The following is a 23,096-nucleotide window of genomic DNA, read 5'->3' on the forward strand; positions in this document are numbered from 1 at the left end:
TGGTTACTCGACGACCTGATAGATTTTTCCTTGATGGGAGATGAGGTACATTTCTCCCTGTGGGTCTTCGGCAAATGAGGCGATTTGCGGTATGGCTTTGCCATTTTGGCTGAAGTCAGCTTTATGATGGCGCAGGTCGGTGAGTTTTCCACGTTTGAGTGATGCGCTCCAGATGTGTGGTTTGACGTAATCGGCGAAGAAATAGCGTCCTTTTAGAGAGGTGACAGAGCCTTTGTAGACGAGGCCGCCTGTGACACTGAAGCCGCCGGTGTTTTTTGTGTCGTGTTTGTATTCGTAGGCTGGGGCGATCAGTTTGCCGGGGTTTTTAGTTTTGGCGGGTTTATTCTTTGTTTTGTGTGTGCCTTCGAGTTGTGGCCAGCCAAAGTTAGCACTGAAGAGTTGTTTGTGAGGTGTGACATTAATTTCCTCCCAGGCGTTTTGGCCGACATCGCCAATGTATAGTGAGCCTTCGTGCCAAGAACAACGCCAAGGGTTGCGAAGTCCGTAGGATAGGATTTCTGGTAGTGCTTTGTCAGATTTCACAAAAGGATTGTCGTTAGGGACCTTGTAGCCCTTTGCTGGGGATACATCTATTCTCAGGAGTTTGCCTAGGAATGTGTTGAGGTCTTGCGCTCGGTGTTTGGGGTCATTGGCGCTACCGCCGTCGCCGAGACCGATGTAGAGCATGCCATCTGGCCCAAAGTCTAACCATCCGCCATTATGGTTTCTGTAGTCTTGTTTTTGGGTGAGTAGAATTTCTTCGGAGTCGCGGGAGGCTTCTGTTGGGGACTTTGATTGGTAGCGTGACACGACGGTGTCACCTTTATTGTTAGTGTAATAGAGGTAGAAGCGTTTATCGTTTTTATAGTTTGGGGAGAAGGCCATACCAAGGAGCCCTTGCTCATTCATTTTGATGGTGATCTTGTCTTGGATGTCGAGGAAAGGTGAGTCGAGCAATTTCCCGGACTGTCGATCGAACACACGGATGAGTCCATCTTTCTCGAGGACGTAGAGAAAGTCCTGAGAGTTTGTAGGTGCGGTGAGGTAGGTGGGTTTATCTAGGTGTTTGATGAGTAATTCAGCTCGTGGGGTGGCCTGGGTAGCCAGAGTGGTGGTAGCAAGCGCGATGAGGATAGGTTTCATATCTGCACTATTTGCAAAGCTCTGTGCTAATGCAACTGAGAATTCGCGTGAAGGCGCATTCTGCTAGGCGTCGAGGTAATTGTTCAGGGCGTCACGCAGGTCGGTACGGGCGCGGAAGAGGTGACTTTTGACTGCTGAGACTGAGGTGTTGAGAACCTCGGCAATTTGGTCATAGGGCATGTTTTCGTAGCGACGTAGAATGACGGCCATGCGTTGTTTTTCTGGGAGGGCATTGATAGCGGCATCGACAGCAGACTGAAGTTCTGACTGAAGGGTTTCGGCATCTGGTGAGCGCGTGAGCGAGTCGGCTACTTGGTCGTGGTGTTCTTCTTCACGTTCCTCGAGCGAGTGGGTCTTTCGGCGTGAGCGTTTTTTGCTCTCATTGAAGACGAGGTTGCGTGTGATGGTGAAGAGGAAGGTGGTGAACTTTGCTTTTTCTTTGTAGCGAGGGGCGGATTTCCAGAGGCGGATGAAGACCTGCTGGGCAATGTCTTGGGCATCGCTGGGGTTGCCTAACATTTTAGCAACAGTGCCGACGATCATATCTTGGTGACGTTCGACGATAGATTCAAAGGCAGCGTGGTCACCTTGTTTGACACGCAGCATGAGAGCCACATCGATCGCGTTTTCTGAGTCAGAGTTTGGCGTATCGATGTCGGGCATAGGGAGTGGGATGGTCTGCGTGGCAGTATTCGACATAATGCTATATGTCTATTTGAACCACGTAGCAACGGATAAGTTGCAAAGCCGGGTGATAAAAAGTGGGGGTGTTGGGTGCTTAGCGGATGAAGCGCTGGCGGAGGTTTTTGAGAAGCCCTTGAATTTCTTGGGCTTCTGCGAGCAGGGTGGTGAGTTGCTCTGAGGTAAGATTAGGTTGTTTGAGGGCGGTGCGGATTGCGGCTTCTCGCTGTTGGAGGTTTTTGGAGATGAGCATGTTGGTGGTCTCCTCAGCGGCTTGAATGGGGTTGGCTGGGAGAGCCTCGGCGAAATTACGTTGGAGCGCCATTTGTTCTGCTGGCGGCAGGGTCATCAGAAAGCTTTGGATGGAGGAGGCTTTGCTTGGGTCGGGTTTGCGCGCAAGGATGTTGTTGAGGAGGTGACCGCCTTGGGTGACGGCGAGCGGCTCATGGAGGGCTTCAACTTGTTCGCAAAGCCAGTCTAGCGCCTCGCTAGACGAGAGGGCGAGAAAGCAGAGGTAGGCCACGGTGCCGTCCATTTCAACAGGAGTGATGATTTCGGCGGGTGGTTCATTCGGGTCTGTATAATTGCGAGTGCGTTGTTCTTCGAAGCGTTTTTTCTTAGCTGCTTTAGCGATTTGGTCACGGAAATCGCTGTCGCTGGTGCCGAGTCTGGCGGCAATTTTTGCGATAATGGTATCTTGGGCGACTTTATTTTTGACGAGCTGAGCGAGCTCTGAGAGTTCGGATGCGAGCTCTGATTTTTCTCTAATGCTTGCGAGATTGGTGGTGTTGGCGGCGTGGTCTAGCTTGTAGTCGAAGAACTCTTTTGCTTCGTCGACGAGTTGTTTGAAGGCATCGACGCCAAATTTCTGGACGTAGGAATCTGGATCTTCGCCGGCGGGCATAGTGACGCAGCGGACATGGATTTCTTCTGCGACGAGGACTTTGAATGCACGTGTGGCGGCTTTGTAGCCAGCGGCATCGGCATCATAGCAGAGCACTGCATTTTTGGTGTAGCGTTTAAGGATGCGTGCGTGCTTTTCGGTGGTGCCGGTGCCGAGGGCTGCGATGACATTTTGGATCCCTTGTTCGTGGAGGGCGATGACATCGATTTGTCCTTCGCAGAGGATGGCGTGCTTGGCTTGGGAGATGGGTCTACGCGCTTTATCGAGCCCGAAGAAGACCTTTGATTTATCGAAGAGTTGGGTTTCTGGTGAGTTAATGTACTTACCGCTGTTTGGGTCGTTAATCAATTGTCTGGCAGAGAACGCAATGATGTCGCCGTAGTCATTGTGGATGGGGAACATGAGGCGATTGCGAAAACGCACGAAAAGGCCAGCACGCGGGTTGTTTTGGTCTTTGAGGGAGCAGATGCCCGACCTTTCAAGTTCTCTGCCTGTGTAGCCTTTTTGTTTGGCCCATTGGAGAAAAATGCTGGGATTTTCTGGCATCCAGCCGATGAGCCATCGCTCGGCGGAATCGATGTTAAAACCGCGTTTTTTTAGGTAATCACGGGCGAGCTGGGCTTCGGGGGCTTTGCGCACTAGTTGGTGGAAAAACTCTGCAGACTCGTTGTGGAGCTGGATGAGGCGAGATTTTGAGCGTTGGCGTTTTGCGGCATCCGGGTCGTAGACATCCTCGACGATGGGGACTCCGGAACGATCAGCGAGTTTTTTAACTGCGTCAACGAAAGGGAGGTTTTCATATTTTTGGACGAAAGTGATGGCTGAGCCACCTTCACCACAGCCGAAGCAATAGAAGAATTGGCGGGCTGGGTTGACATTGAACGAAGGGGTTTTCTCATTGTGAAATGGGCAATTGGCTTTGAAGGTGCCGCCAGCTCGTTTGAGGGGGATATAGCTGGAGATGACATCGACGATGTCAGTCTGGTCTAGAATATTTTGGATAGTTTCCTCAGGGATACGCGGCACGAGATAGTTCTGCACGCAGCGAGGGGGGGATGCAATCCAGAAAATGGGTTGGCTTCTATCTAACTGAAGATGAAGGATGTTTGGGATTTATTCAATGTGCTAATACTTGGTATGAGTGGTGATTAGCGATCATTTCGGTTGCGGGCAGAAAATTCATGGGCATAATCCGCGCAGATTTTACTCACACGAGATATATGGAGAACGTAATCATTATCGGAACAGGCCCTGCTGGCTACACAGCAGCGATTTATACAGCACGTGCAGACCTCAGCCCATTGGTTCTCACAGGTTCACAGCCGGGAGGACAACTTACGACCACTACTGATGTGGAGAACTTTCCCGGGTTTCCAGATGGTGTTATGGGGCCTGAGTTGATGCAAAAAATGCAGCAACAAGCTGAGAGGTTTGGGGCTCGTGTGCAAAATAGTGTGGAAGTTACTAGTGTTGAACAGAACGAAGACAAGAGCTTCACTGTCAATGCGAAGCAGGTTTTTGGCGCTGAGACTATGAGCTGGAACACGAAGACTGTGATCATTGCATCTGGTGCATCAGCGCGTTACCTCGGTCTTCCTGGTGAGATGGATCTGGTAAAAGGCGGAGCAGGATTGACTGCTTGTGCAACGTGTGATGGAGCTTTCTATCGAGATGTGCCAGTGGCAGTGGTAGGTGGTGGTGACACTGCCGCAGAAGAGGCTACTTTCCTTACAAAGTTTGCAAGCAAAGTGTACTTGATTCACCGTCGTGATGAATTGAGAGCATCTAAGGTGATGGCGCAACGAGCTCTTGATAATCCGAAGATCGAACCTGTTTGGAATTCCACAGTCACTGAATACCTACTTGATGACAACGGCCGCATACGCGGCGTGCAGTTAGAGAATACTGTTGATGGAAGCAGCTCTGAGCTAGCGGTAGAGGGTGTGTTCATGGCGATTGGTCACAATCCAAACAGCACGTTCTTGAGTGATGCTCTCGTAGATAAGGACGAGAGCGGTTATCTTCTGCAGATTCCAGGCAAGACCGCAACAAAGACTCCAGGGATTTTTGCTGCGGGAGATATTGCTGATACTGTGTACCGTCAGGGGATTACTGCGGCTGGGCAAGGTTGTGCAGCAGCACTTGAAGCTGAGCACTACATCGCTGCCCTCTAAGCTGATCGCAGAAGTTTTAGTCAATTTCATGGCGTGCAAGTGGATCTACTTGCACGCCATTTTTTGTTACCTGATGAGGTGTTATAGGTTTTTAGGTGGTGGTTTGTGCAACGAATGGCTTGCATGGTGATGCTGCCGTCTGTTAGAGTAAGGACTATGTTAGTGCGACTCTATTCTGCGGCTTTGAGGGGAGTGGATGCGCTTGAGGTAGAGGTTGAGGTGAATCACGTTAAGCGCGAGAAATTCACCATGTCATTGGTGGGCTTGCCTGACGCTGCGGTGCGTGAGAGTTCGCAGCGAGTATTGAGTGCGATAGGCAATAGTGGGTTATATTTTGGGAATGGTTTGATTACGATCAATTTGGCACCAGCAGATGTGAGGAAGGAAGGGCCTTCATTTGATTTGCCGATAGCCTTAGCGATGGCAGCAGTGGGGATGGAGCGAGAGTTGCCGCATCCGGAGCGCTATTGTGTGGTTGGTGAGTTAGCATTAGATGGAGGGGTGAGACCCGTAAAGGGCGTGTTATCGATAGCTATGGAAGCTAAGAAGCAGGGACGTACGCGCTTGATTGTGCCTGTTGAAAATGCTGCCGAGGCAGCGGTGGTAGAGGGAATAGAGGTCTATGGAGTTGAGAGTTTGCATCAGGCTTGGTTGTTAGTGATAGGTGAGCTGCTAGAGGTGCCTGAGCAGCGCGATTTACAAGGTTTTATCGATGGAGGAAGTGCAGATTTTGTAGAGGATTTGCGTGACGTGAAAGGGCAGTTTCATGTGAAGAGAGCATTGGAGGTGGCGGCAGCGGGAGGGCATAATTTATTGATGGTAGGGCCACCTGGGACTGGTAAGTCAATGATTGCAAAGCGCGTTGCTGGTATTTTGCCAGACATGAGTTTAGAGGAAGCGATCGAGACGACGAAAATTCATTCGATTTCGGGGAAGCTGAATGGGCGGTTTAAAGTGACGCGGCCTTACCGATCTCCGCACCATACCATCTCAGATGCTGGCTTATTGGGTGGGGGGACGCACCCGGGGCCTGGCGAAGTGAGTTTGGCGCATAATGGGGTGTTATTTCTGGATGAATTACCCGAATTTAAGAGGCAGACATTAGAGGTGCTACGTCAGCCGTTAGAGGATGGGAGTGTGAGTATTTCTAGGGCCTCTGGGTCGGTGCGATTTCCATGCCAGTGTATGCTTGTGGCTGCGCTAAACCCATGTCCTTGTGGGTATTACGGTGATGTGAAGCGAGAGTGTCGTTGTTCACCCTATCAGATTGAGAAGTACCGTCAGAGGGTTAGTGGGCCCTTGCTCGATAGAATTGACATTCATGTGGAGGTTCCCTTGATGGAGTTTAAGGAGCTCAGAGATGAGCAAGGAGGTGAGTCTTCTGCGGAGGTTAAGGAGAGAGTGGTGGCGGCGAGGTCACGGCAGCGTGAACGGTATGCTGGGCATGAGCGGGTTTATTCCAACAGCCAATTGCCGAGTCGTTTGTTGGAAAGGTATTGTCATCTCGATGATGAGGGGGTGTCGTATTTGGAGCAAGCGATGGAGATGCTGCATTTTTCAGCGCGGGCGTATACTCGTATATTGAAGGTGGCGCGGACATTGGCTGATTTAGAGGGTGTGGAATCGATAGGGGTGAACCACATTATGGAGGCAGTTCAGTATAGAACGCTTGATAGAAAGTTAAGTTGAAGAGAATTGAGTATGGAAAAGGTAGTAAAACAGGAGGTGAGTGAACGAGGGGTCGGAGGTGGAGAGTTCGTGCATGATGTAGAATGTGTGCTACGCGCGATGAGTGCGGTTGCTATACTCGATGGAACAGTGCGACAGAAGAAGGTGCGTTTGATGCGTGAGTTAGCGATGCTGACGCAGAGTGATTGTTGGGTTTGGACTTTGTTGCCGCCGATGGTTCCAGGAGATAAGCCTGTTGCTGTTGATTTCATCCATGGTGGTTTTGAGGAGGATCGATTTGCTTGGTATTTGCAAGCGATTGAGCATGCGGATATGGGTGAGTTGAATGCGCCATTTATTGAGGAGGTTATGGGGAAAGCAGGAAGGCAGACGACGCGACTAAGGCAGGAGATAGACCCTGATCACCAGTTTTATGAGAAGGATGTTTATGCGTTATGGCGTGCGGCTAACATTGCACCCTTAGTGTTATCAGCAAGGGTGATGGTGGATGGCTCTATGAGTATTGCGGCTCTTTATCGAGACTTTGAGAAACCGCTGTATGAGGAACGCGAGAGAAGGCTTATGGATTTGATGCTTAGCCAAGTTGACTGGTTTCATCAGCACGAGGCGAGCTTGAGTCTGTGTGATCACGCGCGATCGGAGCATCTCAGCCCCAGGCAGCGCACGATACTCAATTTATTGTTATCTGGGGGAGTGCGCAAGGAGATCGCAAATCAATTAGGTATTTCGGAAAATACAGTATCTGGGTATATCAAAGAACTCTATCGTATTTACGGGGTGCACTCGCAAGCGGAGTTGTTGAAGCGTTTCAGGGATGGTGTGTGATAGAGGTATGTCCTGATAGAAAATGTGTGAGTGCGTATTAATCATGCGGCTTGCTCGTAGTGTTGGGGGTGGTATATGCTTGGGTTCATGAAAGCATGTATCAAATTGATCGCACTGGGTATGGGTGGGTTTATTCTCAGCCAATGTGCTCAGCCTGAGGAAGAGAGGGTAGAATCGGTTGATCCAGTGGTGGAGGAAAAGAAGGAGAAAAAGAATGAAGAAGTGATCTCTCAGTACCGCGCCTTAGAGATACCTATCGAGAAAGTTTTTGAGATGCAACAAGGTGGTCAGGCTTTTCTATTGGATACGCGGCCGCCTATTTTCTTTAATTTAGGGCATATTGAGGGGGCGCACAGTTTGCCTTTGAAGACCTTTGATAAAAGTTATCAGGAGTCTAAGGGGGTGTTAGATACTGCAAAATCCTCAGGTAAGGTAATAGTTATCTATTGTCAGAGTGAGAAGTGTAAGGATTCGTTTGTGATGGCGTCGAAGTTACACAATCGCGGTTATAATGTGAGGGTTTTTAAAGGTGGTTGGGAGTTATGGAAAATGAGTGGGCTCAATTAAGGTGTCGGGAATAACGCATTATCACGAGACAGCTGCAGGCTTGAAGATGCAGTTGATGGAAGCATTGGTGGATCACGCCGCATTTGAGGTGTTGTTGAAGCCTTGTAGTTTGTCACGTTGTTCGGCTACGTGTTGTTATGATGGGGTGTATTTATCTGAGGAAGAGGCTCGCGGTGTGGAATGGTTAGTCGAGACACAAGCGGAGCGTTTTGAGGGTTATGGATTACGTTTGCCAGACGAGGTGGTGGTGAGTGTGAGAGGTGGGAAAGCGCGTAAGACTCAGGTAAGGCCTACTGAAGAGGGTGAATTGGCTGTTGACTTTCCGAAGCATTTTGAACGCAGCCGCTGTGTGTTTTTAGACCGTGAGGGTCGTTGTGGTATTCAGCGCTTGTGTATGGAAGATGGTCTTGGTGATTGGTTTTTGAAGCCGTTAACCTGTTGGATTCATCCATTAGTTATTTTGCCCAAATCGGCTGAGCGGCCTAGGCCGGTGCTGACATTGGTGAGCATTGATAACGACCCACAGAAGGCTGATGACTATCCGGGCTTTGCGTCATGTACGCACTGTGGCAGAGCTGAAAAAGACGGGCAAGTTGCTTGGAAGGTGCTCGAAGCGGAATTGCGTGCACTCAGTGAGTTGGCTGGGCGGGATTTTTATGCCGAGTTAAGCGCACCAGTGATCGAGTACGATTCACTTGATGGGTGAAATCAACCGATCTGTGTAAGAAAATGGCGTGCTTTTAGGCTGATTTGGCACCTCGTTGCGTTGGCAGCTGAGTCATCCCGCGCGTGCGGGACTCTTCAATCATCGCCTTCCAATTACCCCCCTCATAATCATCATAGTCACATTTGAATCACGAAGTGGTATAAGTGCGTGTGACTCTGGGGGTGATTCCTGTGAGGACCTCCCATGGGATTGTATTTGCTGCTTTTGCTATGTCTGAAACAAGGATGTTAGGGCCAAACAATTCGACCTCATCTCCTGGGGTGCAATCGGGGAGCTTACTGACATCGACCATGATTTGGTCCATGGTGACTCGACCAAGGAGCGGGCATAATGTGCCGCGAATGCGCACTTTTGCATTGGTGTTGGAAACGGCACGTGGGTAGCCATCGCCATAGCCAATTCCAATTGTGGCCACGCGTGTGTCCTGATCGAGAATGGTGTCGCGGCCATAGGATATGCCATGTCCAGCGGGCAGGGTGCGTACGAGGGAGACGCGTGACTTGAGCGTCATAACGGGGCTTAAGTGGTGTTGGTATTTCGGGATGGGGGAAATACCATAGAGCATGAGCCCGGGGCGTACGAGGTTGGTGGCAGTGTTAGAGTAGTCGAGAAGGCCAGCAGAGTTAGATAGGTGGATATACTTTGCCTTGTTTGATCTTACAGCGGCTTCAAAGCTAGCAAATTGTTTGAGTGTAAAGTCACGGTCTTCATCCGCGCTTGGTAGGTGGGAGCCAATTCCTTCAATTTGAATGTTAGGTAATTGTTGGATACGGCTGATTGCTCCTGGCAGAGCCATCGGGAGGAAGCCGCCGCGGCCCATGCCAGTATCGACTGTAATGTGCACTACAATTGGAGTGTTTCCTGAATTGAGTTGGTTAAAGTGTTCGGCTTCATCGATGGATGAGATGCAGGGGGTCCAGCGGTTGTGGACGATTTCTGGTCGTTCCTCTGGGAATGTGGGTCCGAGGAGGTAGATGGGGGTATTGATTTGAGCCTGTGTGAGTTTGCGAGCTTCGATGACACTGGCTACGCCGAAGTAGGCGAGATTTTGGTTATCGAGGGCGCTAGCGATGGCTTCGATACCATGTCCATAAGCACCGGCTTTTAGAACGGCCATGACAGCTTGATTGGAGTGCTGTTTGATAAAGGCTAAGTTTTTGAGTAGAGCGCTGAGGTTAATTTCTGCCCATGCTCGAGGTGGTGCTGTTATTGAATGACTCAAGATAGTGTTATTGGAGGCAATCGAGGCGAATTTGCAAAGCAGTAAGTGAGATGGAAGATGAGTTTTCTTGCAGCACTGAGGGAGTGGACGTATTGCTAGAGGATGGATATTTCACAGTCAGAGTTTGAAAAGTTAGGAGCCTTTTATCTTGGCAAGGAGTGGGACTATCCATCGAGGAAGGTGAGTGAGGAACTTGTATTGTACGACTCGAAGGATCTAGTGACCCATGGTGTGGTGTTGGGGATGACGGGTTCAGGTAAGACTGGTTTGTGCATGAGCTTGTTAGAAGAGGCGGGTATGGATAATATCCCGGCGATCGTGATTGATCCAAAGGGGGATATTGCGAATTTGATGCTTAGTTTTCCGGAGTTTAGGGGAGAAGATTTCCGCCCCTGGGTGAGTGAGGAGGATGCTCTGAGAAAGGGAGAAAATGTAGGAGAGTATGCGGAGGGAGTGGCAACAATGTGGAAAGAAGGTTTGGAGCAATGGGGGCAGTCAGCGGATCGGGTGCGCTATTTTAAAGAGAACGTGAATGTTACTATTTTCACGCCGGGTAGTCAGGCTGGGGTGCCTGTCTCATTGCTAGGTGACTTATCACCACCAGCTCATGAGGTCATAGATGATGGTGAGTTGTATGCCGAGTACGTGGAGAGCACTGTGAGTTCCTTGTTAGCATTGGCAGGACTTGATGTTGATGAAGCTCAGAGTCCTGAGTCAGTGTTATTAGGGAAGCTTTTCACTCATTATTGGGAGCGTGGAATGAGCCTTAGTTTGGAGGGGGTGATTCGGGCTATTCTGTCCCCACCTTTTGATAAAATTGGGGTGATTGATTTGGATTCTTATTGTTCTGGGAAGAAGCGCCAAGAGCTGGCAGTTCGCTTCAATAACTTGTTGGCATCGCCGAGTTTTGGCGCGTGGATGGAAGGTCCTAGTATGGATATTGATCGCTTCTTATACCAAAGTGATGGCAGGGCGAGGATATCGATTTTTTCGATTGCGCATTTAGATGACAGTGAGCGGATGTTTTTTGTGAGTTTGTTGCTGAACAAGATGTTGTCGTGGATGAGGAGGCAGAGTGGCACCACGAGTCTGCGCGCTTTACTCTACATGGATGAGATTTATGGATATCTTCCGCCGACAGCAAATCCTGCGAGCAAGAAGCCATTGATGACAATTCTCAAGCAAGGTCGCGCTTTTGGCTTGGGGGCATTGTTAGCTACGCAGAATCCAGTAGATCTGGATTATAAGGCGCTCTCGAATATTGGGACATGGTGGCTTGGGCGACTACAGACTGAACGTGACAAGATGCGAGTTTTAGACGGGCTTCAGGGAGCATCCTCAGCAGGAGGGGGCTTTGATAGAGCACAGATGGAGGAATTACTTTCTGGCTTAGGGAAGCGCGTTTTTCTGATGCATAATGTGCATGCATCTGGGCCTCTATTGTTTCACGTTCGTTGGGTGATGCACTACCTTTGTGGGCCACTGACTCGTAGGCAGATTCAGAGCCTGATGGATGCGAAGCGAGAGTGTTGGAATGAGGTAAAAAGGGAGATGCGTTTGCCAAAGGGGAAAGCGATTAGTGCGAGTTTAGAGTTGCCGCCTCATGTTGAAAGTGGCGTGGATTGTTATTTTTCAGGGGGCGGGCAATACAGTCCTTATCTGATACGCCAGGCGAAAGTGTACTTTCACCATCGTAAGTCTGGAGCTGAGGGGGAGCGTGTGTTGCGCGTGATCAACCCTATTGGTGAGGATGGAATTGATTGGGAGAGTGAGCTTGATGTGCCACCACAGGAATTTGCTAAGGAGCCGGAGGCGGGTGGGACATTTGAGCCGTTGCCGGGATATGCTATGTCGCGTTCTAACTATCAGACTCTTGAAAAGGACTGGGAGGAGCAAATCTATCGAAGTGAGCGTGCTGTAGTATTGTACGCTCCTTTGTTAGATTCTTATTCTGATATTGGGGCGCAAGAAGGCGCATTTCGTGGGAGTTTAGTGCATCGGGCGCGCGAAGAGAGAGACATGGCGATAGAGAAGCTTCAGGAGAAGATTGATGTTAAGCTGCGCAGCAAATCAGGCCAGCTGAGCAGGGCTATAGCAACATTGGATAGAGAGCGAGCGCAGGCGCAATCGGCAAAGATTGATGCGGGCTCAAGAGTTTTGGATACTTTGTTTGGGGCTTTGCTAGGATCAAAGCGTCGTGGGGGATCACTGCGCGGTGGTGCAGCGAGTGCAAGATCTGCTAGCAGGGCGATACAGCAACAGCGTGATGTAGAAAGAGCTGAGGTGAAGGTGGTAGAAGTGGAGGAGGCGATGAGAGAATTACGTGAGGATTTGAGGATGGATATTGAAGCATTAGAACGAAAGTTTGACCCAGCTGCTCTGGAGGTAGAAGTGGTGACGGTGAAGCCGTACAAGAAAGATATTCATATTGAGCTGGTTGGGTTGGGTTGGATTGGGACTGAGGATTTCGGAAGTTCGTGATTGTTTCTGGGGGGATGGCTGCCAGTCTCATGGCCGATGCCAAAGATCTCGATATTACCGGATGTGCTCGCAAGCCAGGTGGCGGCGGGGGAAGTAGTAGAGCGTCCTGCCAGCGTGGTTAAGGAAATGGTTGAGAACGCTCTGGATGCGGGTGCGCGCTCGGTGGAGGTGGAGATTCAGAAGGGGGGAGCGAGTTTGATCAAGGTGACGGATGATGGATCGGGAATGGGGAAAGAGGATGCTTTGATGTGCTTGGAGCGGCATGCTACGAGTAAATTGAAAGATGCCAAGCAACTCTCAGCTATCACGACGATGGGATTTCGTGGAGAAGCTGTGCCGAGTATAGCATCTGTCTCAAAGTTCCGATTGGCCACGCGTGAGCATGATGCGGTGGAAGGGACGGAGGTCATTGTGGATGGTGGGATTGTGAAAGAAGTGAAGGTGGCGGGCTTACAGGCAGGTACTGTGTTTGAGGTGAGGCAATTATTTTTCAATGTGCCTGCGCGGCGGAAGTTCATGCGGGCGGAGTCTACTGAGAGTGCGCATGTTGAACATCAAGTGAAGTTGCATGCGTTGGCATGGCCAGAGGTGCGTTTCACGATGCGCAAAGATGGTCGGACGGTATTTGATTTACCCTCCACGCCTGATAAGCGCACGCGCATCTCTGGGATTGCGGGTGGTGAGGCTGGCAGAAAGTTAATTGAGGTTCCTGTGAAGGAAGCGTACGGGATGGCGGTTCACGGCTATGTATTGCCGGCTGAATTTGCGCGCAAGGGAAGGAGGCAGCAATTTGTTTTCTTAAATGGGAGGCCGATTGAGGATCCCGCTATCAGCAGAGCCTTGAAGGATGCCTTCAAAGGGGCGGTAGCAGACAACTTGAATCCCTCTGCCTGGTTGTGGATTGAGATGGATCCGTCATTGGTTGATGTGAATGTGCACCCAGCGAAGAAGGAGGTTAGGTTTCATAAGCCTTTAGAGGTGCGACAGTTAGTGTTGAGTGCGGTCGAGGAGGCAATTTCTGTGCCTGTAGAGCCAGCTGCATTGCGTGGCGCCCCCAAAATTATCTCACGCAAGACTGGGGACGCTATACCTGTTCGCCCCAAACCCTCGGAGGAGGTGTCTAGGGCTGTTGTGGAGGTAAGAAATGAACCAGCTGAGGAGGTGAAGAAGGTGGTTGATGTGAAGAAGCCTCGGACTGAGGCTCCCAAGCCATTTGTCAGGACACCTGTTGTGAAGCAGCAAGAATTGGTCGAAGTCGAGAAAAGTGTTGGACCGCAATTTACGATACTCTCGACACTGCACGATAGATACCTCCTGCTACAGGGCGAAGATGGTCTCGTATTGCTAGATCCTAAGGCGGCGCGTGAGCGTATTGTCTATGAGGGGTTTGCTGGGGAGGATGTTGATGATATTGAATCTCAAGGTTTGTTAGTTCCTGAGTTGATCGACTTGGATGCTCATGATTTGGATGTGGTCATGACGAATCTGGAGAACTTTACGGAAGCGGGGATACGGGTTGAGCCATTTGGTGGCGGTACGCTTCAAGTGCGCAGTATGCCAGCAGTGTTGAGCGCCAAGGATCCGCGAGCCTTTGTGATGTCCTTGATTGATGAATTAGTCGAGACGGTGGGAGGGAAGCGTGGGAAGTCACTTGCTTTTGAGGTTTTTGCTGAAAAATTAGCGAAGCGTGCCGCTTGGAATGAAGTTTGCCAAAGGAAGGGTGCTGAGCATTTATTAGCGCAGCTATTTGAATGTGATTTGCCCTATTGTACTCCGGACGGACGTCCGACATTAGTGCATATTTCTCTCAAGGAGATTGAGCGCAAGTTTAGCTAGGGCGGTTCAGGATGAGCGTTTGAGCGCTATAGTTCTGTGAAAAAAAGCGCCTAACCCTATGTGATAGAGTTAGGCGCATATTAGGCAAAATGCTGTGATGCCGACAGCACGACGGGTGGTGAAGAATGTTATGCTTCGATTAGGAGTGCACCATCTTGTTCTTTGATGGGGAATGTATCCAAGCAATAGTTTGCGTCGGTAAGGCAAGTGCCGGAGTCCAGAGCAAAGCGGTACTTGTGAAGCGGGCAAATGACGATGGGGGTGCCATCGGCATCACCAGTGAGTCCGCGTGAAAGTACCATGCGTTGGTTTTGCGGATTGTAGTTTTGGACGGCATACCATTTCTGTTGGGTTGGGAGTTGGAAGATGGCAATTTGTTTCGAACCGATTTTTACACAGCTCCCGAGGTGGAGCGGGAAGTTCTCGACTGGGCCGACATTTGTCCAAGTGGTTTGAGTGATCATGAGATTGATTTGTTATTGTGTTAGAGCGTGTGGATAAATTGCTTTGTCCAGTGACGGGGCTGAGTGGCATTCAATACATTTATAACTAAGCATTAGCGAGCTCGCCGGATTCTTCTTCAGTGGATTCATTGAGGCGGGCGGGGCAGATCTGGCCACGGAGGTCAACGAATTCGACGGTTTCGTCTACATCGTCAGAGTTTTGGAAATGCTTGAAGCGTTTGAGTTTTTCTGGATCCTCGATGGCATTTTTCCATTCACATTCATAGGTATTGATGAGGTGAGCCATTTGTTTTTCGAGTTCCTCGCAGATTCCGAGCGAGTCATTGATGACGACATCTTGAAGGTGTTCGAGGCCGCCCTCGAGTTTTGTCATCCAGGTTGAGGTGCGTTCCAACTTATCGGCAGTTTTGATGTAGTACATGAGGAAGCGGTCGATGTACTTGATGAGTGTTTCGCGATCGAGGTCGGTAGCGAAGAGGTCGGCATGGCGGGGAGTGATCCCGCCGTTGCCGCAGACGTAGAGGTTCCAACCTTTTTCAGTAGCGATGATCCCAAAGTCTTTGGATCGTGCTTCAGCGCATTCGCGTGTGCAACCAGAGACAGCGGATTTGAGCTTATGGGGCGAACGGATTCCGCGGTAGCGTTTTTCGATGTCGATAGCGAGGGTGGTAGAATCTTGTACTCCGAATCGGCACCAGGTGGAGCCTACGCATGATTTGACGGTTCTGAGTGCTTTTCCGTATGCGTGGCCTGATTCGAATCCAGCGTCGATCAATTCTCTCCAAATGGCTGGGAGTTGGTGGGCGCGTGCTCCGAGGAGGTCGATGCGTTGACCACCAGTAAGTTTCATATAGAGGTTAAACTTTTTAGCGACTTCGCCAATGACGATGAGTTTGTCAGGGGTGATTTCACCACCAGGAATACGAGGGATGACGGAGTAGGTGCCATCCTGTTGGATATTGGCTAGGAAAGCATCGTTAGAGTCTTGTAGCGGGGCATTATTAAGAATGGGGTCATTCCAGACTGATGCGAGGATGGAGGCGGCTGCCGGTTTGCAGATTTCGCAACCCAAGCCTGAGCCATGCTTTTCTAATAACTCATTGAACGATCTGATGCCCGTGGCGCGCACGACTTGGTACATTTCTTTACGCGAGAGGTCGAAGTGTTCACATAGGCGATCACTCACTTCCACTCCCGACTCTTTCATCTTGGTTTTGAAGAGGTCGGTCATGAGGGGGACGCACCCTCCACAACCAGTGCCAGCCTTTGTGCAGGCTTTGAGTTCAGCGACAGAGGAACAACCCTTTTCGATGGCGCCACATATTGCGCCTTTGGTCACCGCTTCACAGGAACAGATTTGTGCGGTGTCTGGAAGGTCATTGACGCCTGCTCCAGCAGGTTCACCGTCGGAGGCGGGAAGGATGAGCTGGATTGGGTCACCCTTGATCTCCATTTCATTTATATACATTTGATGGAGTGAGCCATAGGCGCTGGCGTCACCAACGAGGATTCCACCGAGGAGTTTTTTACCATCTTCAGATACGACTAGCTTTTTGAAGAGCTTGTTGTGGGTGTCATTGATAATGATTTCGCGTGCATTTGAACCCTCAGGGATTTCAATGGCTCCAAAGCTAGCAACATCAGTACCGATGAGTTTTAGCTTTGTGGACATATCAGCGCCTTCGAAGGTGGCTTCCTTACCCATGAGGAGGTCACTGACAGCGTCAGCCATTTGGTAACCAGGGGCGACCAAGCCATAAATCATTCCTTGGTAGAGTGCACATTCACCAATGGCAAAGATATTAGGATCGCTTGTTAGAAGGTAGCTGTCGACTTCGATTCCACCGCGTGGGCCAACGGTGATGGATGCCTCGCGAGCGAGTTCATCTCTTGGGCGAATGCCTGCTGAGACAATGATCATGTCGACCTTGAGCTCAGATCCATCGGCGAACTCCATTTTTTCGACATGTGTGTCACCTGTAATGTTAGATGTCGATTTGCTCAGGTGCACCTTGATGCCACGTTCCTCAATAATGTCCTTAAGGAGAATGCCTGCAGTCTCATCGAGCTGTCTTGGCATGAGGCGGGGAGCGAATTCAATGACATGAGTTTTGAGGCCAAGGTCTTGGGCTGCTTTGGCAGCTTCGAGACCGAGGAGGCCACCGCCGATGACGGCGCAGGATTTTGCGTTTGTGGAAAATTCCTTCATGGCATCGAGGTCTTCGATTGTGCGGTAGACGAAGACTCCTTGTTTATCGATGCCGGGTACTGGTGGGACGAAGGGTGATGAGCCAGTGGCTATGACAAGTTTGTCGTACTCGATGACCTTACCTGAGGAAGAGATGACGCGTTTGGCTTCTTTGTCGATTTGGGTGACTTTCTCACCGATATGAATCTCTACGTCATTTTTCTCGTACCAATCGAGTGGTGACATACTGAGTTGTTCGGCGGACTTACCTGAGAAGTATTCTGAGAGGTGGACGCGGTCGTATGCTGGGCGTGGTTCTTCGCAGAAGGTGATGACTTTAAATTTTTTGTTGGTATCTTTTTCTATGAGTCGTTCACAGAATTTGTAGCCAACCATACCGTTGCCGATAACAATGATTCTTTCTTTCATAAATGTGCTTCGTTGATCTTAGTTGAGCAAGTGACGTGCCATAAAAACACCCGACCCATGAATCGGAGTCATGAATCGGGTGAATGCTGTTTCTGGTTTATGTGCCTCTCTCGGAGAGAATGGGGGTGGTTAGAAGGTGTAGTTAAGTTCTACGGAGAACTGAGCAACATTGTCGTCGAACTTGTTTTGGGCGTCATTGTCGCCGAAGAAGTAGGCGTATTTAGCGATGGCTTTGAGGTCGTCTCGAAGTTTTTTTGCGGCGACTGCATCGAATTCGAATCCGTAGAATTGGTCGACATTCTTATCAAAGAAGCCGTGTACGAAGCCTTTGAGTGCGATGTCGCCAGGAATTTTAGTTCCAAGGGTGGCGTAGAAGTCAGTGAGGCCATTCCATTGGTTAGATCCTGAGGTTAGGCCCAGTCTATCGGCGATGAATACATCAGCGAAACCATTGAATGCGTGAACCGTAGCCAGAGGTGTTACGAAGTCTTGGCCGAGGTATTCTACGCCAAAGTTGTAGGAGAAGTTGCTGACTTTGTTTGCGTAGAAAGCGTGACCGTATACATCCTCATAGCTTGCCTGGTTGCCAGCTTCGGTTTGGTAGGCGAACTCGGTGTGGAGTTTCCCATTGCAGACATCGAAGTCGAAGAAGCCACCGTAGGTATTATTGCTTGCGCGAGCGAACTGGAGCTCTGAGAAGTCCATGAGGTAGACATAGCCGGTGAAGGCGTGTTCGCCGAAGCTGTAGGATCCATTGAAGAGATGGGCGTCACCTTTGAGTGCTTTCACTGGGCCTGCTGCATCTGCTCCAAAGATGCGGTTCACACGGTTAGCGTAGGCGTATTTAACTTTGAATGCGTCTTTGCCGTAGTCGATGAGACCGGCATCAAGGGTTTGTTCATTCTGTCTCCAGCCTACGTTGCCGATGAATGCAGCATTGTCGTAGATGAGGCGTTGACGGCCGACTCTAGCAAGAGCTCCATAGCCTTTATATTGACCGTAGAGCTGATTGAGTTCGTTGTTCTCAGGGTCTGCGATAGGGGTGTTTCCGGGGGTGTAGGGGGTGAATCGCGAGGATTGAGGGGTGCCAGTTTGGTAATCGTCAATGAAGGCGAGTGTGTGTTCGGTTTGTGCAAAGGCGGCGAAGCCTTCTTCTTTACCGAGGTAGAATCCTGGGCGGATTCTGAAGGTTCCAGCCCATGAGTTATCGAGGCCCTGTTGTTTACGTTGCTCCACTCGAGCTCGTGCTTCTACAGAGAATTTAAACCAATCTTCAGTGGTTTCTGTAGGTGTTTCAACAGGTGTGCCTGCGATAGCAGTCGCTTGAGTGAGGGCAGTCAGTGAGAATAGAATTTTTTTATTCATAACGGCTCAGGTTCAGCAACGGATGTGCCAAAGTCCTGAGTGTGGGGCCGCGTTGGGTGCATCACATTAATGAAGATAATTCATATTTGTGTTGGGGGGAGTGAGATGGAGTTTAAATAGCGTGTTCTAACTCGCGCCCACTGTGGATTGCTTTATTGAGTTCAAGTTTGCAGATGGAAATGAAATCTTCTTCTGGAAGTGAGAAGGTTTTTCCGCTGTTGGAGAAGATTCCCCAGGAGCGTTTAGGTGCAGGGTTTGAGATAGTGTGGGCGATGAGTTTGCCGCTGGTGAATTCCCGTTTAGCAACCCAGGGTGGAACGATTCCGACACCAAGCCCTTGCATAGTCATTTCTTTAATGGCCTCCATGTTGCCGAGGGTGAGGGGGTGGCGGTATTTGACGGTGTTGTCGTTGAAGTGTTTTGTGATGAGACGCATGGTTTCGCTTTCAGCGCTATAGGCGATGAGGCGCACATCTTTTAGTGAGCCGCCGCGGTTCGTTTGTCGAGAAACCCAATCATGGTCGCTTGCTGTGATGAAGCATAGTGAGTCTTCGGCAAGCGGTGTGAAGATGAAGTTATTATCAGCGGGAGCTAGGTGGATGCCAATGGCGAGGTCTAGCATTCCGTGTGCTAATTTCTTTTGCATCTCGGGAGTGTCGCCAAGGTCAACGGTGACTTCACACTTTGGGTGCTTCTTGGCGAATTCTTTGAGCACTTGTGGGAGGATGTACTGGCAGATTGTGTCTGATGCGCCGACGCGGATCGATGAATACCCCCAGTGTTTGAGTGTTTCAATTTTGGTGAGTGAGGTTTCCAGCTCGTTGATGACTCGTTTGGCATGGTGGAGGAAAACTTCCCCATAGGGGGTGAGGGTGATGCGTTTACCCATGCGCTCTATCAGTGAGCAATCGAGTTGTTTCTCAAGTGACTTAATTGAGTGGGATACGGCGGACTGGGTGATGAAGTTTTTGTTCGCTGCAGCTGTGAACGAACGGGTTTCCTCCAGAGCGATGAAGATTTTGAGCTGTCTAATTTCGGGTAGTGTCATGGCGAGGTGGTTGGAGGAATTTTCAATTGGTAGGGTGGGGGGTAAATGGGATTCAGCAAAATGCGTACCAGATTTCATGATGAATCAATTTCATCGAAATGATGGTCTGAACATGGGGGTGGGTGGCACGGTCGGTGCTGAATGGTGGGTGACTACAAATTATGAAGACGCATTCGTTTATCAAAAAAGTTGGAACTCTCGCTCTATTAGTGGGGGGCTGCGCTAGTTCGGTGCTGTATGCTGAGCAACTAGACGTGGAAAAGGACGCCTTGAAGTTTGGATTTATTAAGCTCACTGACTGTGCGCCGATCGTGATTGCTAAGGAGAAAGGGTTCTTTGAGGACGAGGGGCTGCAGGTAGATGTGGTTGCTCAACCTAACTGGAAGACGCTTCTGGATAATGTGATTTCAGGTGACTTGGATGGAGCGCACATGCTCTCAGGTCAGCCATTGGCTGCGACCATCGGTTTTGGCACAAAAGCGCACATTATCACAGCCTTCACGATGGACCTCAATGGTAATGGGATTACCGTATCTAATAATATCTGGGAGCAGATGCAGGAGAATGACTCTAAGCTTGATACGGATACGCCACCGCACCCGATCTCTGCAGCTGCTTTGAAGCCGATTGTAGAAGAAAAGCTCGATGAGGGTGAGAAGCTGCAAATGGGTATGGTGTTTCCTACATCCACGCACAACTACGAATTGCGTTACTGGTTAGCGGCATCAGGCATTCATCCAGGGATGTACACTAAGAGTGACGTTGGAGGTCGTACCGACGCGCAAGTCGAATTGTCGGTAACTCCGCCACCCATGATGCCAGCGACCCTCGAGTCAGGTAATATTCAGGGGTATTGCGTGGGTGAGCCATGGAATCAACAGGCTGTCTCTAAAGGGATCGGTGTGCCAGTCACTACTAACTACGATATCTGGAAGAATAACCCAGAGAAGGTGTTTGGTGTCTCCAAGGTGTGGGCTGACGAGAATCCACAAACGTACCTCGCTGTGACGAAGGCGCTAATCTTGGCTGGCAAATGGCTTGATGAGAAGGATGCGAATGGCAAGCTTGTGAACCGTGAGGAGGCGGCTCGTATTTTGTCGCGTTCTGATTATGTGGGTGCTGACTACGACGTGATCAAAAACTCCATGACTGGGTACTTTTATTTTCAGAAGACCGACAAGCGGGAGATGCCTGAGTTCAATGTGTTCTTTAAAGATTTTGCAACCTACCCATGGTATTCTGATGGCATCTGGTTTCTTACGCAGATGCGTCGCTGGGGGCAAATTTCCGAGCCTAAGAGCAAGGAGTGGTACTTTGAGACCGCAAAAAGTGTCTATAAGCCTGAAGTATACTTGAAGGCTGCAAAAATGTTGGTTGAGGAAGGGAAGGTAGAGGAGAAATTGTTCCCATGGGATACCGATGGTTTCAAGGCGCCTACAACTGAATTTATCGACGGAGTTGAGTACAATGGTAAGGAGCCAGTGAAGTACCTCAATAGTCACACCATAGGCTTGAAGGATCCTGAATCCTAACGGTGCCATCTGTTATTCATTACCAAAATAAAGTGGGTCACTCCAATTGGGGTGGCCCATTTTGTCTTTTGCTAGGGAGGAGGTTGTTTTCGGGGGGTGGAGCTCGATTCACTGCAATCATGAGTGGAACTAATGGCTGATGGTCTGGAGTTTGCTGATGAGTATGCCAACTCGATAAAGTATCTCATGAAGTTTCTAACAAAGATAAAATACAGTCTACTCAAGCTGATCGACCTCACTGGTTTGACCTTTTTAGCGCCGGTGGTGCGTTTGTGTTACGGTGAGGAGCCTAAGGTGCAGTTACAAAAGATTGGCCAATGGATTTTGGTTCCAGTGTTTGGTGTGATCGCCTTCCTTATTTTGTGGCATGTGACATCGGGGAGTATTCAGACAAAGTCTGGGACGCTACCTAACCCGTCTCAGACATGGAGTGGGTACAAGGCGATTGATACACATGCGGAGCGCGAGCAAATGAAGAAGGTGGCCTATGAGCTCACTGGTGAAGAACGTGAGAGTAGGTTGGCTGCGTCCGAGCAGAAGTTAGAAGCTGTTAAGGTTAAGGTTGCAGATGCTAATGCTGCGGTCACCGAGGCTAAGGAAGCTGTGGATGCTGAGACGCAAGCGCTAATAGAGCCGCTTGATAAGGATTATAAGGCAAAGAAAGAGGAATATAAGGTTGCAGCTGCTGAGCGAAAGGAGGCCTTGATAGCCAAGGCTGATCAGTTGCCGGCTGGGGATGCGGCAGCGTATGATGCGTACCTTAAAGAAGTGGTGGCAGCAGAGGAGTTATACAATGCTGAGAAGGAAGAGCTTAGTGCTCTTAAGAAGGAGATTGATAAGATACGTGAGGTGAAGAGCCCAGCAGTCGCCAGTGCTCTCCTGGAGCAGACATTGGCTGCAGAGGAAGAGCAATTCTTGAAGAAGCAGATAGAGCTGTTAGGTGATCGCAATAAGGCAATTCAAATTGAATCTGCAACAGGGAAGATTAGCGAGAGTAACCAGGAATTCTTGGGGCTTACAGGTAAGGCTGCTTATGACAAGGCGCGTTCTATAGCGAAAGCTGAATCACGCCTTGGGAAGATGGAAGAATCAGAGTATGCGCAACCAGCGACGATTTGGTACCAGGTGAAGCGCTCGATTCTGTGTGTGTTTACGGGCTTCATCATTGGTACAGCGATCGCGATTCCCATTGGTATCCTCTGTGGGCTTAATTCTACATTTATGGCGGCAATGACACCATTTATTGCCATTTTTAAGCCGGTGTCACCGATTGTGTGGTTGCCGATTGCATTGATCATTGTTTCAGGTTTGATTCCGGACCCTGATAACAACCCATTCATTGAGTTTCTGTGGGATCTTCCATTTTTAGGTGAGTACAAGATTAACCCGGCATTCATAGCGTCAGCGGTGACTGTCGCGCTGTGTTCACTCTGGGCGACATTGGCTAACACAGCATTGGGAGTGGCATCGATCGACAAGGATCACATGAATGTGGCTCGAGTTCTGAAGCTTGGTTTTTTCTCACGACTATTCAAGATTGTGATTCCATCTGCACTTCCATTGATCTTCGCAGGTCTGAGGATTTCTCTTGGAGTTGGTTGGATGGTGTTGATTGCTGCAGAGCTTCTTTCATCCTCTGAGGGGATTGGTAAGTTTGTGTGGGATCAATTCAACAATGGGGCTTCTGACTCCTTGGCTAAGATGATGGTGGTTGTATTTTTAGTAGGTATCATTGGGTTGATTCTCGACCGTATCATGATTGTGTTTCAGCGCATGGTGACATTTGAAGGTTCTGTGAGTGTTTAAGTTAGAAGGGTTAAG

The 23,096-nt window shown here is 49.7% G+C and carries 17 protein-coding genes; 9 read left to right on the forward strand and 8 right to left on the reverse strand.

Going from position 1 to position 23,096, the window contains the following annotated elements:
* Nucleotides 1–3 precede the first annotated feature (3 nt).
* The 3 genes from ACFSW8_RS04545 to dnaG all read right to left on the reverse strand — a co-directional run bounded on the left by ACFSW8_RS04545 (nt 4) and on the right by dnaG (nt 3,769).
* Nucleotides 4–1,143, reverse strand: coding sequence for a PQQ-dependent sugar dehydrogenase (locus tag ACFSW8_RS04545; protein ID WP_377090313.1), 1,140 nt, complete (start codon nt 1,141–1,143; stop codon nt 4–6).
* 63 nt (nt 1,144–1,206) lie between these two features.
* Nucleotides 1,207–1,842 carry an RNA polymerase sigma factor gene (locus ACFSW8_RS04550; protein ID WP_377090314.1) on the reverse strand — a complete coding sequence of 212 codons (636 nt, stop codon included), beginning with the start codon at nt 1,840–1,842 and terminating at the stop codon, nt 1,207–1,209.
* Between the two features lie 79 nt (nt 1,843–1,921).
* Complete coding sequence (gene dnaG / locus ACFSW8_RS04555; protein ID WP_377090315.1) at nt 1,922–3,769, reverse strand: DNA primase; 1,848 nt, start codon at nt 3,767–3,769, stop codon at nt 1,922–1,924.
* Nucleotides 3,770–3,948: 179 nt separating this feature from the next.
* Between dnaG and trxB the strand changes: the two genes are divergently transcribed.
* From trxB to ACFSW8_RS04580, 5 genes are all read left to right on the forward strand, one after another.
* Nucleotides 3,949–4,902 (forward strand): thioredoxin-disulfide reductase, encoded by a 954-nt coding sequence (trxB, locus tag ACFSW8_RS04560; RefSeq protein ID WP_377090316.1) that lies wholly within the window; start codon nt 3,949–3,951, stop codon nt 4,900–4,902.
* A gap of 156 nt (nt 4,903–5,058) precedes the next feature.
* On the forward strand, nt 5,059–6,591 hold the full coding sequence (locus ACFSW8_RS04565; RefSeq protein ID WP_377177566.1) for a YifB family Mg chelatase-like AAA ATPase: 1,533 nt from the start codon (nt 5,059–5,061) through the stop codon (nt 6,589–6,591).
* Between the two features lie 12 nt (nt 6,592–6,603).
* Nucleotides 6,604–7,416 (forward strand): helix-turn-helix transcriptional regulator, encoded by an 813-nt coding sequence (locus ACFSW8_RS04570; protein WP_377090318.1) that lies wholly within the window; start codon nt 6,604–6,606, stop codon nt 7,414–7,416.
* Nucleotides 7,417–7,503: 87 nt separating this feature from the next.
* Entirely contained in the window at nt 7,504–7,983 is a 480-nt protein-coding gene (locus tag ACFSW8_RS04575) for a rhodanese-like domain-containing protein (protein WP_377090319.1), read from the forward strand.
* 1 nt (nt 7,984) lies between these two features.
* On the forward strand, nt 7,985–8,689 hold the full coding sequence (locus tag ACFSW8_RS04580) for a DUF3109 family protein (protein WP_377177568.1): 705 nt from the start codon (nt 7,985–7,987) through the stop codon (nt 8,687–8,689).
* A gap of 148 nt (nt 8,690–8,837) precedes the next feature.
* Here the strand turns inward: ACFSW8_RS04580 and alr are convergent, their stop codons facing one another.
* The gene (gene alr / locus ACFSW8_RS04585) at nt 8,838–9,932 is read right to left on the reverse strand and encodes an alanine racemase (protein ID WP_377090321.1); all 1,095 of its coding nucleotides are present in this window, start codon (nt 9,930–9,932) and stop codon (nt 8,838–8,840) included.
* 102 nt (nt 9,933–10,034) lie between these two features.
* Here alr and ACFSW8_RS04590 point away from each other — a divergent pair, with 102 nt between their 5' ends.
* Together ACFSW8_RS04590 and mutL are read left to right on the forward strand one after the other, a co-directional pair.
* The gene (locus ACFSW8_RS04590; protein WP_377090322.1) at nt 10,035–12,413 is read left to right on the forward strand and encodes an ATP-binding protein; all 2,379 of its coding nucleotides are present in this window, start codon (nt 10,035–10,037) and stop codon (nt 12,411–12,413) included.
* 36 nt (nt 12,414–12,449) lie between these two features.
* Nucleotides 12,450–14,249 carry a DNA mismatch repair endonuclease MutL gene (gene mutL, locus ACFSW8_RS04595; protein WP_377177570.1) on the forward strand — a complete coding sequence of 600 codons (1,800 nt, stop codon included), beginning with the start codon at nt 12,450–12,452 and terminating at the stop codon, nt 14,247–14,249.
* Nucleotides 14,250–14,377: 128 nt separating this feature from the next.
* Here mutL and nirD read toward each other — a convergent pair whose 3' ends face one another.
* The 4 genes from nirD to ACFSW8_RS04615 form a co-directional block, all read right to left on the reverse strand.
* On the reverse strand, nt 14,378–14,713 hold the full coding sequence (gene nirD / locus ACFSW8_RS04600; protein WP_377090324.1) for a nitrite reductase small subunit NirD: 336 nt from the start codon (nt 14,711–14,713) through the stop codon (nt 14,378–14,380).
* 85 nt (nt 14,714–14,798) lie between these two features.
* Entirely contained in the window at nt 14,799–17,330 is a 2,532-nt protein-coding gene (gene nirB / locus ACFSW8_RS04605) for a nitrite reductase large subunit NirB (RefSeq protein ID WP_377090325.1), read from the reverse strand.
* Nucleotides 17,331–17,459: 129 nt separating this feature from the next.
* The gene (locus tag ACFSW8_RS04610; RefSeq protein ID WP_377090326.1) at nt 17,460–18,695 is read right to left on the reverse strand and encodes a hypothetical protein; all 1,236 of its coding nucleotides are present in this window, start codon (nt 18,693–18,695) and stop codon (nt 17,460–17,462) included.
* A gap of 112 nt (nt 18,696–18,807) precedes the next feature.
* Complete coding sequence (locus tag ACFSW8_RS04615) at nt 18,808–19,743, reverse strand: LysR family transcriptional regulator (protein ID WP_377177572.1); 936 nt, start codon at nt 19,741–19,743, stop codon at nt 18,808–18,810.
* Nucleotides 19,744–19,904: 161 nt separating this feature from the next.
* On the opposite strand from ACFSW8_RS04615, the gene ACFSW8_RS04620 reads away from it, so the two are divergent.
* Together ACFSW8_RS04620 and ACFSW8_RS04625 are read left to right on the forward strand one after the other, a co-directional pair.
* Nucleotides 19,905–21,275, forward strand: a complete 1,371-nt coding sequence (locus ACFSW8_RS04620) for a CmpA/NrtA family ABC transporter substrate-binding protein (protein ID WP_377090328.1) — start codon at nt 19,905–19,907, stop codon at nt 21,273–21,275.
* A 132-nt stretch (nt 21,276–21,407) separates the two neighbouring features.
* A complete protein-coding gene (locus ACFSW8_RS04625) occupies nt 21,408–23,081 on the forward strand; it encodes an ABC transporter permease (protein ID WP_377091563.1) in 1,674 nt (557 codons plus the stop codon).
* Nucleotides 23,082–23,096 lie beyond the last annotated feature (15 nt).

The sequence above is a fragment of the Rubritalea tangerina genome (genome assembly GCF_042683245.1).
GTDB classification, from domain to species: Bacteria; Verrucomicrobiota; Verrucomicrobiia; order Verrucomicrobiales; family Akkermansiaceae; genus Rubritalea; species Rubritalea tangerina.

What these genes read in the sequence shown, in the direction of transcription:
- ACFSW8_RS04545 (WP_377090313.1), bottom strand. Translation starts at nt 1,143, where the DNA reads ATGAAACCTATCCTCATCGCGCTTGCTACCACCACTCTGGCTACCCAG.
- ACFSW8_RS04550 (WP_377090314.1), bottom strand. Translation starts at nt 1,842, where the DNA reads ATGTCGAATACTGCCACGCAGACCATCCCACTCCCTATGCCCGACATC.
- trxB (WP_377090316.1), top strand. Translation starts at nt 3,949, where the DNA reads ATGGAGAACGTAATCATTATCGGAACAGGCCCTGCTGGCTACACAGCA.
- ACFSW8_RS04565 (WP_377177566.1), top strand. Translation starts at nt 5,059, where the DNA reads ATGTTAGTGCGACTCTATTCTGCGGCTTTGAGGGGAGTGGATGCGCTT.
- ACFSW8_RS04570 (WP_377090318.1), top strand. Translation starts at nt 6,604, where the DNA reads ATGGAAAAGGTAGTAAAACAGGAGGTGAGTGAACGAGGGGTCGGAGGT.
- ACFSW8_RS04575 (WP_377090319.1), top strand. Translation starts at nt 7,504, where the DNA reads ATGAAAGCATGTATCAAATTGATCGCACTGGGTATGGGTGGGTTTATT.
- ACFSW8_RS04590 (WP_377090322.1), top strand. Translation starts at nt 10,035, where the DNA reads ATGGATATTTCACAGTCAGAGTTTGAAAAGTTAGGAGCCTTTTATCTT.
- mutL (WP_377177570.1), top strand. Translation starts at nt 12,450, where the DNA reads ATGCCAAAGATCTCGATATTACCGGATGTGCTCGCAAGCCAGGTGGCG.
- nirD (WP_377090324.1), bottom strand. Translation starts at nt 14,713, where the DNA reads ATGATCACTCAAACCACTTGGACAAATGTCGGCCCAGTCGAGAACTTC.
- nirB (WP_377090325.1), bottom strand. Translation starts at nt 17,330, where the DNA reads ATGAAAGAAAGAATCATTGTTATCGGCAACGGTATGGTTGGCTACAAA.
- ACFSW8_RS04610 (WP_377090326.1), bottom strand. Translation starts at nt 18,695, where the DNA reads ATGAATAAAAAAATTCTATTCTCACTGACTGCCCTCACTCAAGCGACT.
- ACFSW8_RS04615 (WP_377177572.1), bottom strand. Translation starts at nt 19,743, where the DNA reads ATGACACTACCCGAAATTAGACAGCTCAAAATCTTCATCGCTCTGGAG.
- ACFSW8_RS04620 (WP_377090328.1), top strand. Translation starts at nt 19,905, where the DNA reads ATGAAGACGCATTCGTTTATCAAAAAAGTTGGAACTCTCGCTCTATTA.
- ACFSW8_RS04625 (WP_377091563.1), top strand. Translation starts at nt 21,408, where the DNA reads ATGGCTGATGGTCTGGAGTTTGCTGATGAGTATGCCAACTCGATAAAG.